General features: G+C 73.4%; 11 protein-coding genes. 6 read left to right on the forward strand and 5 right to left on the reverse strand.

Annotation, left to right across the window (positions count from 1 at the left end):
* Positions 1-182: 182 nt before the first annotated feature.
* Together GA0070606_RS06375 and GA0070606_RS06385 are read left to right on the forward strand one after the other, a co-directional pair.
* Entirely contained in the window at positions 183-2,597 is a 2,415-nt protein-coding gene (locus GA0070606_RS06375; protein WP_245724586.1) for a Tex family protein, read from the forward strand.
* Positions 2,598-3,301: 704 nt separating this feature from the next.
* Positions 3,302-3,733, forward strand: a complete 432-nt coding sequence (locus tag GA0070606_RS06385) for a hypothetical protein (protein WP_091107374.1) — start codon at positions 3,302-3,304, stop codon at positions 3,731-3,733.
* 6 nt (positions 3,734-3,739) lie between these two features.
* Here the strand turns inward: GA0070606_RS06385 and GA0070606_RS06390 are convergent, their stop codons facing one another.
* Positions 3,740-4,687: a DUF389 domain-containing protein gene (locus tag GA0070606_RS06390; RefSeq protein ID WP_091107376.1), complete on the reverse strand. Its 948-nt coding sequence runs from the start codon at positions 4,685-4,687 to the stop codon at positions 3,740-3,742.
* 216 nt (positions 4,688-4,903) lie between these two features.
* Here GA0070606_RS06390 and GA0070606_RS06395 point away from each other — a divergent pair, with 216 nt between their 5' ends.
* From GA0070606_RS06395 to GA0070606_RS06410, 4 genes are all read left to right on the forward strand, one after another.
* Complete coding sequence (locus tag GA0070606_RS06395; protein ID WP_281190602.1) at positions 4,904-5,614, forward strand: sugar transferase; 711 nt, start codon at positions 4,904-4,906, stop codon at positions 5,612-5,614.
* Positions 5,611-6,750, forward strand: a complete 1,140-nt coding sequence (locus GA0070606_RS06400) for a DegT/DnrJ/EryC1/StrS family aminotransferase (protein WP_091095932.1) — start codon at positions 5,611-5,613, stop codon at positions 6,748-6,750. The genes GA0070606_RS06395 and GA0070606_RS06400 overlap by 4 nt, the downstream gene beginning before the upstream one ends.
* 4 nt (positions 6,751-6,754) lie before the next feature.
* Complete coding sequence (locus GA0070606_RS06405) at positions 6,755-7,399, forward strand: acetyltransferase (RefSeq protein WP_091095933.1); 645 nt, start codon at positions 6,755-6,757, stop codon at positions 7,397-7,399.
* Positions 7,400-7,548: 149 nt separating this feature from the next.
* Positions 7,549-9,420 carry a polysaccharide biosynthesis protein gene (locus GA0070606_RS06410; protein WP_091095935.1) on the forward strand — a complete coding sequence of 624 codons (1,872 nt, stop codon included), beginning with the start codon at positions 7,549-7,551 and terminating at the stop codon, positions 9,418-9,420.
* Positions 9,421-9,604: 184 nt separating this feature from the next.
* Here the strand turns inward: GA0070606_RS06410 and wecB are convergent, their stop codons facing one another.
* The 4 genes from wecB to GA0070606_RS06430 are packed head-to-tail and all read right to left on the reverse strand — an operon-like array spanning position 9,605 to position 14,122.
* Positions 9,605-10,729, reverse strand: coding sequence for a non-hydrolyzing UDP-N-acetylglucosamine 2-epimerase (wecB, locus tag GA0070606_RS06415; RefSeq protein WP_091095937.1), 1,125 nt, complete (start codon positions 10,727-10,729; stop codon positions 9,605-9,607).
* A complete protein-coding gene (locus GA0070606_RS06420; RefSeq protein WP_091095939.1) occupies positions 10,726-11,964 on the reverse strand; it encodes a glycosyltransferase family 4 protein in 1,239 nt (412 codons plus the stop codon). The genes wecB and GA0070606_RS06420 overlap by 4 nt, the downstream gene beginning before the upstream one ends.
* A complete protein-coding gene (locus GA0070606_RS06425) occupies positions 11,961-13,088 on the reverse strand; it encodes a polysaccharide biosynthesis C-terminal domain-containing protein (protein WP_091095941.1) in 1,128 nt (375 codons plus the stop codon). The genes GA0070606_RS06420 and GA0070606_RS06425 overlap by 4 nt, the downstream gene beginning before the upstream one ends.
* Entirely contained in the window at positions 13,082-14,122 is a 1,041-nt protein-coding gene (locus tag GA0070606_RS06430) for an SDR family NAD(P)-dependent oxidoreductase (protein ID WP_281190603.1), read from the reverse strand. The genes GA0070606_RS06425 and GA0070606_RS06430 overlap by 7 nt, the downstream gene beginning before the upstream one ends.
* Between the last annotated feature and the right edge of the window lie 239 nt (positions 14,123-14,361).

Raw genomic sequence — 14,361 nt, forward strand, 5'->3', positions numbered from 1 at the left:
CGCCCGCCGCTTCCGCAGCCGCGACGTCGCGGGCGAGGCGGGGCAAGGGTCCCTCCGCCCACCTGCGGCGACGACGAGTGCCCTTCCTTAACATCCGGCGCGCCGGGGCGGGGGCGGCGACGGGCGTCGGTGCGGGCCGGCAGAATGCACGGCGGAACCCACACCGAAGGCGGATCGAGATCGTGACCCTCTCTGTTCATCAGCGGATCGCCGAGGAACTCGGCGTCGCCGAGCGTCAGGTACGGGCGGCCGTCGAGCTGCTCGACGGCGGCGCCACCGTGCCGTTCATCGCCCGGTACCGCAAGGAGGCCACCGGCCTGCTCGACGACACCCAGCTGCGCACCCTGGAGGAGCGGCTGCGCTACCTGCGCGAGCTGGACGAGCGGCGCGCGGCGGTGCTGGAGTCGATCCGCGGCCAGGGCAAGCTCGACGAGGCCCTGGAAGCGCAGATCATGGCGGCCGAGTCGAAGTCCCGCCTGGAGGACATCTACCTGCCCTACAAGCCCAAGCGTCGGACGCGGGCGCAGATCGCCCGCGAGGCCGGGCTGGAGCCGCTCGCCGAGTCGCTGCTGGCCGACCCGGGGCAGGACCCGCGCCAGGCCGCCGCCGGCTTCGTGGACGCGGACCGGGGCGTCGCCGATCCCGCCGCCGCCCTGGAGGGCGCCCGCGCCATCCTCATCGAGCGGTTCGCCGAGGACGCCGACCTGATCGGCACGCTGCGCGAGCAGATGTGGTCGCGGGGCCGGCTGGTCTCCCGCGTACGCGACGGGCAGGAGGCGGCGGGCGCGAAGTTCGCCGACTACTTCGACTTCGCCGAGCCTTACCCGAAGCTGCCCTCGCACCGCATCCTGGCCATGTTCCGGGGCGAGAAGGAGGGCGTGCTCGACCTGACGATGGAGCCCGAGGAGGCCGGCGAGGCCGACGCCGCCCCCGCCGGCCCCAGCCGCTACGAGGCGGCGATCGCCAGCCGTTTCGGCATCACCGACCAGGGGCGGCCGGCCGACCGGTGGCTGGCCGACACGGTGCGCTGGGCGTGGCGCACCCGGATCCTCATCCACCTCGGCGCCGACCTGCGGATGCGGCTGTGGCAGGCGGCCGAGGAGGAGGCGGTCCGGGTCTTCGCCACCAACCTGCGGGACCTGCTGCTCGCCGCGCCGGCCGGCGCCCGGCCCACGATGGGGCTGGACCCGGGCCTGCGTACGGGGGTGAAGGTCGCCGTCGTGGACGCCACCGGCAAGGTGGTCGCCACCGACACGATCTACCCGCACGAGCCGCGCCGGCAGTGGGACGCCTCGATCGAGACCCTCGCCCGGCTGGCCGGGGCGCACGGCGTCGAGCTGGTCGCCATCGGCAACGGCACCGCCAGTCGGGAGACCGACAAGCTGGCCGGCGAGCTGATCAAGCGGTACCCGCAGCTCAACCTGACGAAGGTGGTGGTCTCCGAGGCAGGCGCGTCGGTCTACTCCGCCTCCGCGTACGCGTCGCAGGAGCTGCCCGGGCTGGACGTCTCGCTGCGCGGGGCGGTCTCCATCGCGCGCCGCCTGCAGGACCCGCTCGCCGAGCTGGTCAAGATCGACCCGCGCTCGATCGGCGTCGGCCAGTACCAGCACGACCTGTCCGAGGTGAAGCTCTCCCGGTCGCTGGACGCGGTGGTCGAGGACTGCGTCAACGCGGTCGGAGTCGACGTCAACACCGCCTCCGCGCCGCTGCTGACCCGGGTGTCGGGCATCGGCGCCGGGCTGGCGGAGAACATCGTGCTGCACCGCGACGCCAACGGGCCGTTCCGCACCCGGGCCGAACTGAAGAAGGTCTCCCGGCTCGGGCCGAAGGCGTTCGAGCAGTGCGCGGGCTTCCTGCGCATCCCGGGCGGCGACGACCCGCTGGATTCCTCCAGCGTGCACCCGGAGGCGTACCCGGTGGTGCGCCGGATCCTCGCCAGCACCGGGCAGGACGTGCGCTCGCTCATCGGCAAGAGCACCATCCTGCGCGGGCTGCGTGCCACCGACTTCGTCGACGACACCTTCGGCCTGCCCACCGTCACGGACATCATCGCCGAGCTGGAGAAGCCGGGCCGCGACCCGCGGCCGGAGTTCCGCACCGCCACCTTCGTCGAGGGCGTGGAGAAGATCAGCGACCTGACGCCGGGCATGGTGCTGGAGGGCGTGGTCACCAACGTGGCCGCGTTCGGCGCGTTCGTGGACGTCGGGGTGCACCAGGACGGCCTCGTGCACGTCTCGGCCATGTCCCGGACCTTCGTCAAGGACCCGCGCGAGGTGGTCAAGTCCGGCGACGTGGTGAAGGTCAAGGTGCTCGACGTCGACGTACCCCGCAAGCGGATCTCGCTCACCCTCCGCCTCGAGGACGACGCGGAGGCGGGCGCGGGGCGCGGCGGTCAGGGCGCTCCCGGTGGCGGTCGCGGGCAGGGCGGCCAGTCGGGGCACGGCGGCGGACGTGGCCGGGGTGCCCAGGCCGGCGGGCGCGGCGGTCAGGGCGGGCAGGGCGGCGGGCGCGGCGGGGCGGCGCGACAGGGCCGCGGCGGAGCGGGGCCGGCGAACGACGCCATGGCAGACGCGCTGCGTCGGGCCGGACTGGCCTGACACCCGCCCGGCACCGACCCGATCCGTACGCGGTTCGGGTCGGTGCCGGGCGGGCCTGGCCACGGCGGCGCTCCGTCTGGCGTTCTGGCGCCCACACATTCTGGCGTTCGGAGGCTCGGGCGCGTTCTGGCGTCCTGGCGTCCTGGCGTTCTGAGGCGATCCCGGTCGCCTGTCAGGGCCGTTGTTCGTCGGCGGGCCGGAAGGGGTGCACACGCAGGGACGCTTTCGAGCTGATGTCGTAGACGATTCAGGCAGCGACGAGCCCGGCCGCCACCCTGATGTCGCAAACGATTCAGCTCGAAAGCATCATTCGAGCTTCCCGCCCGCGGCACGCCGAGCACCACAGCTTGCGGGGACGGCACGCCCGCACCATCGCCTGCGCGGCAGGCACGCCCGCCACCACCGCCTACGCGGCAGGCACGCCCGCCACCACCGCCTACGCGACAGGCACGCCCGCCACCACCGCCTACGCGACAGGCACGCCCGCCACCACCGCTCACGGATCGGGCCATCCCTCGGCGGGTCGGAGCTAGCCGCCCCTCGACCCGACAGAGCGACCGCCCGTCGACCGACCGCAGCAACCGGCCCGCGTCGGACGCGGGCGACGCATCCGACCGGGTGCGGCGGTCGACCGTGCACGGTCGGAGCCGTGAGGAGACCGCCGCACGTTTCCGGTGGCGGGTGCGGGGCGTACCGTCGCGGTCGTGGACGAGGGCGACGGCCGACAGTGGCGGGAACGGCAGCGACGGGCGGTGCGGGCGCACGCGGCCGCCGACGAGCGCCGTCGGGCGGCCGAGCAGGCCGAGGCGGCGGAACTCGTCGCCTGGTTCGTCGCCGAGGCGACCCGGCGCGGGCTGCCCACGGAACGGCTCACCGCCCGGGCGTACGACGGTCGCGGCCGCTATCGGACGCGGCTGCGCGGCTGGTACGTCGACCGGGCTCGGACCCGGGCGGTCGACACCGACGGGCGGTTCCACCTGCTGACCGTGCCGGGCGGGCTGCGCGCCCGGCTGCTCGGGGCCGAGCCGCAGCCCAGCCCGGCACCGCTGGTCGTCGGCGCGGGCGGTCGCGACGGCGAGTCGATCCCGCTGCGCGCCCTGCTGGCCCGTCGGCTCGACGGCGACGACGGGGCCTGACCGGGGTCAGCGCCCGGCGCCCGTGGGACTGCGACGGGCCAGGTACCACCACCACGACTGCTGCACCAGCAGCGTGACCAGCCCGGCGAGCACGATCGCGCAGAGGTTGACGACCAACTGGAGGGCGGAGCCGGCCGCCTCGTGCCAGACGCCGTACGCGGCGGCGACGGCGACGTTCGCGGCGGCCGGGACGGTGGTCACCGAGATCAGCACCCCGACCAGGCTGCCGGACTTCTTCGACGTCAGCGACAGCATGCCGGCCGCGCCGGCGAGCAGACCGACGACCCAGGAGAGCGCGTCCGGTCGCCAGATGAAGTCGGTGAGCGGGCGCTCGGCCAGCAGCATCCCGCGGTCGACCAGGCCAGCGGCGGTCAGCGCCCAGGTGCTGAGCACGGTGACCACCATGGCGGCGAGGAACCCGACCACCAGGGCCTGCACCGAGCGAACGATGATCGACGCCTTGCGGCGCAGCAGTGCCACGCAGAGGGCGGCCAGGGGACCGAACTCCGGCCCGACGACCATCGCGCCGACGATGAGGATCGGCTGGTCGAGCAGCACCCCGATGCCGGCCAGCATGGTGGCGACGGTGATCAGCACGAGGTAGGTGGCGGACAGCTCGGTCTGCTCGCCGGTCTTGGCGGCGATCTCGTCCCAGACAACCGCGTCGGCGCCGCTGCCGGGTGCCCGCCGCGCCGCCCGGTCCGCCGCGGAGGAGATGGTCAGCTCCACGTCGTCGGCCGCGATGGCGCCGCGCGCCTCCACGCCGAGCTGCCGCAGATCGCGCAGCACACTGTCGGCACTCTCCCGGACCACGTCGCAGAGGATGAGGTCACCCTGCGGCTGGCGGGCGGCGCCGGCGAGCACGGCCAGGTGGGTCACCCCCGGGTCGGCGGCCAGTAGGTCGGCGACGGCGGCGGACTGGTCCGGTGGAGCGATCACCCTCAGGTGCAGCACGGCCTCCCCCTCGCTTCGGCCGTCGAGCACTCTACTGCCGACGGCGGGGAGCCGAAGGGTCACGTCCTGGCGGTCGGCCCGCGTCCTCGCGGGCCGTTTTGCGGTTTGACCTGTCGGGATCAACGCCCCGTGTCGCGATTCAAGCCTTATGAAACGCTCGTACCTGCTACAACCTTTTTGTCGCATCGTGACTGGTCTTCGCTGGAGGTCGACGCCGTGCCTGGTCCCATCAACGCCCGCGAAGGTGCGGCGCGGCGTACCCGAACGGACGGCCTCAAGCGAGCGGTCGACCTGGCGGCAGCCCTCGTGCTGCTGGTGCTGAGCGCGCCGCTGATGCTCCTGGTGGCTGCCGTGGTGGCGGTGGGCCTCGGCCGCCCGGTGCTGTTCCGGCAGGCCCGGGCCGGGCAGCACGGCGACGTGTTCGAGCTGGTCAAGTTCCGCACCATGCTGCCGCCCGATCCGGGGCGGGGGCTGCTGCGGGACGGGGACCGCCTGACCCCGCTGGGACGCTTCCTGCGCTCCACCAGCCTGGACGAGCTGCCGACCCTCTGGAACGTCCTGCGCGGCGACATGAGCCTCGTCGGCCCCCGACCGCTGCTCACCGCGTACCTGCCGCGCTACTCCCCCACGCAGGCCCGACGGCACGAGGTCAGGCCGGGTGTCACCGGGCTGGCCCAGGTGCGCGGACGCAACAGCCTGAGCTGGGAGGAGAAACTCGACCTCGACGTCTGGTACGTCGACAACCGCAGCCTGCGCCTGGACCTGTCGATCCTGGCCGCGACGGTACGCACCGTGCTGCGCCGCGAGGGGATCTCCGCGACGGGTTCCGCCACCGCACCGGAGTTCCTCGGCACGCCGTCGCTGGTGGCGGCTACCGGGGTGCGGCCGGAGGCCGGCGCGGCGGTCCCGACCGGAGGTGGCCGATGAGCCGCACGATCCACCTCTCCGCGCCGGACGTCGGGCCGCTGGAGGAGTCGTACCTGATCGCCGCCCTGCGGTCGGGCTGGGTGGCGCCGGTCGGGCCGGACCTCGACGCGTTCGAGCGGGAGGTCGCCGCGCGGGCGGGCACCCGGGGGGCGGTGGCGGTCAGCTCCGGCACGGCCGGTCTCCACCTGGCGCTGCTCGGGGTGGGGGTCCGGCCCGGCGACGTCGTCGTCGTCCCGACGCTGACCTTCGTGGCCACCGCCAACGCGGTCCGGTACACCGACGCCCGGCCGGTCTTCGTCGACTGCGACCCGCAGACCGGCAACGTCGACGTCGGCCTCGTGGCGGAGCTGATCCGGCGCCTGACGTCCCGCGGCGAGCGCGTCGGGGCGGTGGTGCCGGTCGACCTTTTCGGCAGCTGCGTCGACTACACCGCGCTGGTGCCGGTCTGCGCGTCGGCCGGCGTTCCGGTCGTCGAGGACGCCGCCGAGGCCCTCGGCGCGACCCATCGCGGCCGACCCGCCGGCTCCTTCGGGCAGGCGGGCATCCTCTCCTTCAACGGCAACAAGATCATGACCACGTCGGGCGGCGGGATGCTCGTCTCCGACGACACGGCCCTGCTGGCCCGGGCCCGGCACCTCTCGACCCAGGCGCGCGAACCGACGCCGCACTACGAGCACCGCGAGACGGGCTACAACTACCGGCTGAGCAACCTGCTCGCCGCGCTGGGGCGTGCCCAACTCGTCCGGCTGGACGGGATGATCGCCCGGCGGCGGCAGCTCCGCGACCGGTACGCCAAGCTCTTCGCCCCGGTCCCCGGCGTGCGGCTGCTCGGCGCGGAGGACGCGGAGTCCAACTGCTGGCTGACGACCATCGTGGTCGACCCGGAGCGGTCCGGGTGGTCGGCCGCCGACCTGGCGACGCACCTGGCGGCGCGGGACATCGAGACCCGCCCGGTGTGGAAGCCGATGCACCTGCAGCCCGCGTACGCCGACGCCGAGCGCCTCGTCACGGGCGCGGCCGAGCGGTTGTTCGCCGACGGGCTCGCCCTGCCCAGCGGCAGCGTCCTCACCGAGGCGCAGATCGGCCACGTCCTCGCCGCCGTCGACGAGTTCCTGACGGCACGGACGGGAGCGTGACGGCGTGACGGTCCCCCTGGTGGTCGTCGGCTGCGGCGGCCACGGCCGGGAGGTCCTCGCGATCGCCCGCGCGATGGACGCCGCGGCCGGCCGGCGGCGCTGGCGCCTGCTCGGTTTCGTCGACGACCGCCCGTCGGAGGAGAACCTGAAGCGGGTGCAGCGGCTGGACGTCGCCTACCTCGGCGGGGTCGCCTGGCTGCGCGACGCGCCCCCGGACACGCACCACGTCATCGGCATCGGTGATCCCCGCGTCCGGCGTGCCGTCGCCGGGCGCGTCAACGCGTACGGGGTGCCGGCGGCGAGCCTGGCGCATCCGGCGGCGACGGTCGGGCCGGACACCGTGTACGGCCCCGGCTTCGTCGCCTTCGCCGGGGCCCGCGTCACCACGAACGTCACCGTCGGGCGGCACGTGCACCTCAACCAGAACGCCACCGTGGGGCACGACTGCGTCCTCGACGACTTCGTGTCGGTGAACCCGCTCGCCGCCGTCTCCGGCGACTGCCACCTGGCGGAGGGGGCGCTCGTCGGCACGACGGCGGCCGTGCTGCAGGGGCTGCGGGTGGGGCGGGACAGCACGGTCGGGGCGGGTGCCTGCGTGGTGCGGGACGTGCCGGACGGCGTCGTCGTCAAGGGCGTACCGGCCCGTTGACCCGACGCCGCCTCGGCGACTCGGCTCAAAAATTCGGTCATCAAACCCGAAAACTCCCAAACATCGCTTTTATGCATGTATCAACTAGAGGAGCTCAATGCTCCTTCCGCCCCGGGCGGAAGCGGTCGGAGACGGACAGGGGAGCACAGATGCCGCCGGAGACAGAGACCAGCAGACTCAGCGAGCAGGGGTCACGCCGGGCCAGGGCGCGCCGCCGCACCATCGGATTTCTCGCCACCGACAGCACCGCCTGGATCGGCGGGTTCGTCGCCGCGGTCTGCTTCCGTTACGAGTTCGGCCTGACGGCCGGCCAGCTCGCGCGCGCCGCCGCCTGCGGCTTCCTCGCGGCCGTCGTGCACGTGGCCGTGGCGGCGGTGCGCCGGATCTACTCCGGACGCCATCCGCTGGGCAGCCTCCAGGAGGTGCAGGGGGTGGCCGGCACCGCCGCCACCACCGCCATGATCCTGCTGATCGGGCTGCTGCCGGCCGACGAACGGCCGGTGCCGGCGAGCACGCCGCTGGTCGGGGGCGCCCTGGCACTGCTCTTCATGCTCACGGCCCGGTTCACCTACCGGCACCGCCGCGACCTCGCCATGCGACCGGACGTCCGCTCCTCGAACCCGGTGCTGCTGTTCGGGCTCGGCGACGCCGGGCAGGGGCTGCTGCGGGCCATGCTCAGCGACCCGCGCGGGCGGTACCGGCCGGTGGGCGCCCTCGACGACGACCCGGACAAGCGGGATCTGCGCATCGGCGGCGTACGCGTGCTCGGCGGCCGCCGGGACGTCGCGGAGGCCGTCCGGCGCACCGGAGCGACGACGGTGATCTTCTCCGTCGCGAACGCCGACGCCGCGCTGATCCGGCACATCCGGGAGGCGACGCTGCAGACCGGCGCGGCGTTCAAGGTGCTGCCGCCGGTCGGGGACCTCGTCGACCACCGGATCACCGTCACCGACATCCGCGACGTGCAGATCGGCGACCTGTTGGGGCGCCGGCAGGTGGTGGCGGACATGCAGGTGCGGACCAACGGCCTCACGGGTCGGCGGATCCTCGTCACCGGCGCCGGCGGCTCCATCGGCTCGGAGCTGTGCCGGCAGCTGATGAAGGCCGACCCGGGCGAGCTGATGATGCTCGACCGCGACGAGTCGGCCCTGCACGGCCTGCAGATGTCGCTGACCGGGCGGGCCATGCTGGACGGTCCCGAGCTGATCCTCGCCGACCTCCGCGACGACGAGGAGATCCGGCGGATCATTCGCAGGCGCCGGCCGGAGATCATCTTCCACGCCGCCGCGCTGAAGCACCTCACGCTGCTGGAGCGGCACCCCGGCGAGGCGGTGAAGACGAACGTCTGGGGCACCCTCTCCGTGCTCGACGCCTGCCAGGACGTGGCGCGGTTCGTCAACATCTCCACCGACAAGGCGGCCGACCCGATAAGCGTCCTCGGCTACTCGAAGCGGATCACCGAACGGCTGACCGCGCACGCCGCCTCCCGCTTCCCCGGCACGTTCCTCAGCGTCCGCTTCGGCAACGTGCTGAGCAGCCGCGGTTCGGTGGTGACCGCGTTCCAGCGGCAGATCGAGCTGGGCCGCCCGCTCACGGTCACCCACCCCGAGGTGACCCGCTACCTGATGACGCTGCAGGAGGCGGTGCACCTGGTGCTCCAGGCCGCCGAGATCGGCCGGGACGGGGAGGCGCTGGTGCTGGACATGGGCGAGCCGGTCCGCATCGCCGACCTGGCGCGGCAGCTGGCCGAACAGGCGGAGAGCAGCGTGCCGATCGTCTACACGGGCCTGCGGCCCGGCGAGAAGCTGCACGAGAACCTGTTCGGCACCGGGGAGGTCGACACCCGGCCGCTGCACCCGCTGGTCTCGCACGTGACGGTGCCCGCCCTCGACCCGATGGAGGTCAGCGGCCTCAACCCGTACGACGACGCAGAGAAGGTCGCCGCGCAGCTGGCCCTGCTCTGCGGCCACCCGGCCGGACCGGTCCACACCTCCTCGGTGCAGGTGCCGCTGTCCCGCTGAGGAATCTGACGCGGACGCCGCCGGCCCGCCGGGCCGGCGGCGTCCGCGCGTGTGCTGGTGGAACCCACGGGCCCGAGGCGCGGATCCTGTCTCGCACCGCGACGCCGGGCTGCGGCGCAGGGCGGCGCAGGTGAGACGACAGGGCCGGCGACCGGAGTTCCGGTCGCCGGCCCTGTCGTCCGTGTCAGCGGCGGATGCCCGCCCAGTCGTGGTGCCGCCGGACGGTGGAGAGGATGAAGTCGACCACCCGGCGGGAGGTGTCCGGCACCCGGTAGTCGACCGGGCACGGCACCCCCTGGGCGGCGACCTGTCCGACGGTGACCTCGACCGCCTCGACCACGCCCTGCGGGTCGAGCCCGGTCATGATGATCCCGCCGGCGTCCAACGCCTCGGGGCGCTCGATCGACTCGCGCAGCGTCACGGCGGGGAAGCCGAGGATCGCGGCCTCCTCGCTGATCGTGCCGCTGTCGGAGAGTGTGCAGTAGGCCCTGGTCTGCAGGTGTACGTAGTCGAAGAGGCCGAACGGCTCGTGGAACGCGATCCCGTCGAGGGCGGCGGCGTCCGGCGCCAACGCCTCCAACCGCTTGCGGGTGCGCGGGTGCGTCGAGACCAGCACCGGATGTCCCCACCGGTCACGGACCGCCCGGAGGCAGTCGAGCAGGCGTTCCAGGCGGGCCGGCTGGTCCACGTTCTCCTCGCGGTGCGCGCTGACCACGAAGTACCGGCCGGGTGCCAGGTCGAGCTGGCGCAGGATCGCCGACGCGGCGATGTCCGACCGGTAGTGTTCCAGGACCTCCCACATCGGGGAGCCGGTGTGCAGGATCCGGCGGGGGTGCAGGCCCTCGGCCAGCAGGTTGCGCCGGGCGTGCTCCGTGTAGACCAGGTTGAAGTCGGCGACGTGGTCGACCAACCGCCGGTTCGTCTCCTCCGGGACGTTCAGGTCGAAGCATCGGTTGCCGGCCTCCATGTGATAGACCGGCACCCGCATCCGCCGGGCCATCAGCGCGGCGATGCAGCTGTTGGTGTCGCCGAGCACGAGCAGCGCGTCCGGCCGCGTCTCGGCGATCGCCGTCTCCATGCCGACCAGCACGCCGCCCAGCACCCGGCCGAGCGACGAGGTGTCCACGCGCAGGAAGCGGTCCGGCTCGCGCAGCCGCAACTCCTTGAAGAAGACGTCGGAGAGGGTGCTGTCCCAGTTCTGGCCGGTGTGCACCAGCAGGTGGTCCACGGTGTCGTCGAGCCGGGCGATCACCCGGGACAACCGGATGATCTCCGGTCGGGTGCCGACCACCGTCATGATCCGGGTCATGCCCGTCCTCTCTCTGCTGCCAGCTTGCTCATGATGTCCTCGAACTGGTCCACGCCCACCCGCAGCGACATGCGCTCCTGGTAGACGCGCCGGGCCCGCAGGCCCAACTCGGCCCGCGTCGCCGGGGACTCGGCCGCCGCGACGGAGAACCGCGCGGCGAGCGCCCGCCAGTCCCCGGGCGGAGCGACGAGCCCGACGCCGGCCGAGCGGACCAGCGCCGCCGCGTCGCCCCCCACGGAGGCGATCACCGGGGCGCCGCAGGCCAGCGCGGCCTGCAGCTTCGACGGGATGCTGCCGCGCAGCGCCGGAAGATCGCGCAGGCAGACGAGCTGCCAGTCCGCGGCGGCGTACAACTCGGCCATCTGCTCCGCAGGGCGGCGGCCCACGAAGCGGACGTTGTCGGCGCCCAGGTCGGCGGCGAGCCGCCGGGCGGCGTCCTCGCCCGCGCCGGAGCCGACCAGCACCAGGTCGACCCGCTCGCGGGCGGCGGCCGCCGCCCTGATCGCGGTCTCGATGCCCTGCAACAGGCCGATGTTGCCGGCGAACATCACCGTGCAGCGTCCACGGTGGCCCAGCGCCGCGCGGGCCGCGTCGGTGGCCGGCACCGGCCGGAACAGCGCGTCGTCGGTCCAGTTCCACACCACCCGCACCCGGCCCGGGTCCGCGCCGCGGGCCACCACCAGGTCGGCCATCGCCGGCGAGATCACCACGACGGCACTGGCCAGGCGGTACGTCGTACGCATCAGGGCGCCGATCCCCCGCTGCAACGCACGGCCGGCCCGGCCGGTCGGCGCCATGCCGGACCCCAGCACGGACTCCGGCCACAGGTCCTGCACGTGGAGCACGACCGGCGTACGCCGGGCCAGGCGGGCGATCGCCGCCGCGGCGAACGAGGTGGGTGGCGGATGGTAGACGTAGGTGACGTCGACGCCGGCCAACCAACGGAAGCCGCCCAGCGCGCTGCTGGCCCCGAAGGAGAGGTGGCTCAGCGCGCGCCGGGCGGCGGACGTGTCGTGGCTGGGATAGGCGGGCACGCGCCGGACGGCGACCGGGCCGTCGGCCTCGACGTGCCGCCAGCGTTGCCGCCAGCCCGGGAAGACGCGGCCGTGCGGATAGCTCGGGAAGGTGGTGAGCACCCGCACCTCGTGGCCCCGCTCCGCCAGCTGGCGCGCCAGGTTGCCGGGGATGAACACCCCTTCCGGCGGATACCACTGGCTGACCAGGCCGATTTTCACGGGCCGCCCACCGCCTGCCCCGCCCCGGGCGGTTCCACCGGCTCGGGCCAGGTGTCCGGCCGGCCCGGGTCGAACACCTCGTTCGTCCAGAACATGGTGACCAGCTCGTCGGGACCGGTGTTGACCAGGTTGTGCACCCACATGGTGGGCATGTCCACCAGCACCGGCTCGTCGCCGGAGACGGGGAAACGCACGACCTCGTTGTCGCCGACCCTGCGCAGGCTGATCTCGGCCGAGCCGTGCAGCACGACGAACCGCTCCATCTTGGCCAGGTGGAAGTGCTCCCCCCGGGTGACACCGGGACGGGTCGTGGAGCAGAACGTCTGCCCGCCTCCCCCGTGCGCCTTGACCGTCTCGACCAGCTCGCCCCGGGCGTCGGCCCGGCGCGGCAGCGGCAACGGGTAGTGCGCGGGGAAGCAGTGCGACCGGTACGTGTTGAACAGCCGCACGTCGTGCCGGTCCAGCAGGGCCGGGATCTCCCCCGACCGGTAGGTGGCGGCGACGGCGGCGAGCCGGTCGGCGAGGTCCCGCACGCCGATCCGCAGCGCCGGCATCGCCGGGTCCCACGACTGCCCGGCCGGAACGCCGACGAGCCGGGCCGCCGCGTCGGTGACGTGCACCAGACTCAGCTCACGGTCCCCGTGCACCTCCGGCTGACCGCCCTCGGCGAGCAGCCGGCAGAAGGTCGCGACCGCGGAGTTGTAGAACGGCCGGCCGTGTTCGCCGTACAGGTTCGGCAGCAGGACGTCGTCGACGGGCAGGCCGGTGTCGGCCAGGATGCCGGCGGCGGCGGCCTTCGCGTCGCCGTAGGGCGTGCCGTTGCCGGCCTGCACCGAGTTGGCGAAGACCACCGAGCCGGGTGGGGTGGCGCAGTGTTTGAGACCCTGCGCGAGCTGGGCCGCGAGCTGCACGTTGCCGGCGGACACGTCCGCCGGCTCGCCCCGGTTGACCCCGGCCAGGTGCAGCACCCGGTCGGCCCCGTCGACCTTCGCGGCGACCCGCTCCGGGTCGGCCAGGTCGGCGCGGGTGACGACGACCGGCTCCGGCCAGCCGAGCACGCGCAGCAGCACCCGCACGTGCCAGCCGAGGAAGCCGCCGGCCCCGGTGACCGCGAGCCTCAGCACGCCAGCACCGGATCCCGCAGGGCCAGCTCCGCGCGGACCTCCGGCAACGTCTTGAGCAGCTCGACGATCTCCGGTACGCGCATCCGCGGCGCGTTGGCCGAGTTGAAGTCCTCGGTCGGACCCTGGCCCAGCTCGCCCTCGTCCACGTAGAGCGCGTAGTTCAGGTCGCGCGCGTCCAGCGGCACCCGGAGGAAGTCGCCGAAGTCGTCGGCCTGGGCGAGCTCCTCCCGGCTGGCGAGCGTCTCGGCCTGCTTCTCGCCGTGCCGTACGCCGATCACGTCGAGCTTGGCCGGCACGTCGAAGAGTTCGCAGACCGCCTCGGCCAGGTCGCCGATCGTGCAGGCGGCGGCCTTGCGGATGAAGATGTCGCCGGGGCGGGCGTGCTGGAAGGCGTGCTCGACCAGTTCGACCGAGTCGGCCAGCGACATCAGGAACCGGGTCATCCCCGGGTCGGTCACCGTGGGCGCCCGGCCCGCCTTGATCTGCTCGATGAACAGCGGGATCACCGAGCCGCGCGAGTACATGACGTTGCCGTACCGGACGCAGGAGACCGTGGTGGCGCTGTTCGGGTTGTTCCGGGCGTGCGCCTGGGCCACCTTCTCCATCAGGGCCTTGCTCATGCCCATCGCGTTCACCGGGTGGACGGCCTTGTCGGTGCTCAGCACGACCACGGAGCCGACGCCGTTGCGCTCCGCCGCCTCGACGACGTTGGCGCTGCCCAGGACGTTGGTCCGCACCGCCTCCAGCGGGAAGAACTCGCACGACGGCACCTGCTTCAGCGCCGCCGCGTGGAAGATGTAGTCGATGCCCCGGCTGGCCCGCAGCACCGAGTCGTAGTCGCGCACGTCCCCGACGTGGTAACGGACCCGGTCGTCGCCGAGCTGCCGGCGCATGTCGTCCTGCTTGGCCTCGTCGCGGCTGAGCACCCGGACCTCGCCGACGCCCCGGTCGAGGAGGCGGCGGACCATCGTCTTGCCGAAGGAACCCGTGCCGCCGGTGATGAGTACCCGCTGGCCGTTGGAATTTGTGGTCACTCCCGCTCCCATGTCGCTTCGCCGTGCCCCGCCCCCCGTACACCCGGCGGGTTCGTTGAGAGGAACGACCACTCCCGTACCGGAGAAACGCATTTCATCCGACAATCGCTACGAATGCCCGCTTAAGCGAGAAAGAGATGGGAGACTGGCGACCGCAGCGGATATGCCGCCTGGTCACCGAATCCGAAGGGCTACAGCGTGGGAGACGTACCTCCAGGCCTCCTGTCCGGATCCGCCCG

Source organism: Micromonospora citrea (genome assembly GCF_900090315.1).
GTDB lineage: Bacteria > Actinomycetota > Actinomycetes > Mycobacteriales > Micromonosporaceae > Micromonospora > Micromonospora citrea.

Bases quoted from the DNA above. Each gene is read 5' to 3' on its own strand.
- GA0070606_RS06400 (WP_091095932.1), top strand. From the start codon at position 5,611: ATGAGCCGCACGATCCACCTCTCCGCGCCGGACGTCGGGCCGCTGGAG.
- GA0070606_RS06410 (WP_091095935.1), top strand. From the start codon at position 7,549: ATGCCGCCGGAGACAGAGACCAGCAGACTCAGCGAGCAGGGGTCACGC.
- wecB (WP_091095937.1), bottom strand. From the start codon at position 10,729: ATGACCCGGATCATGACGGTGGTCGGCACCCGACCGGAGATCATCCGG.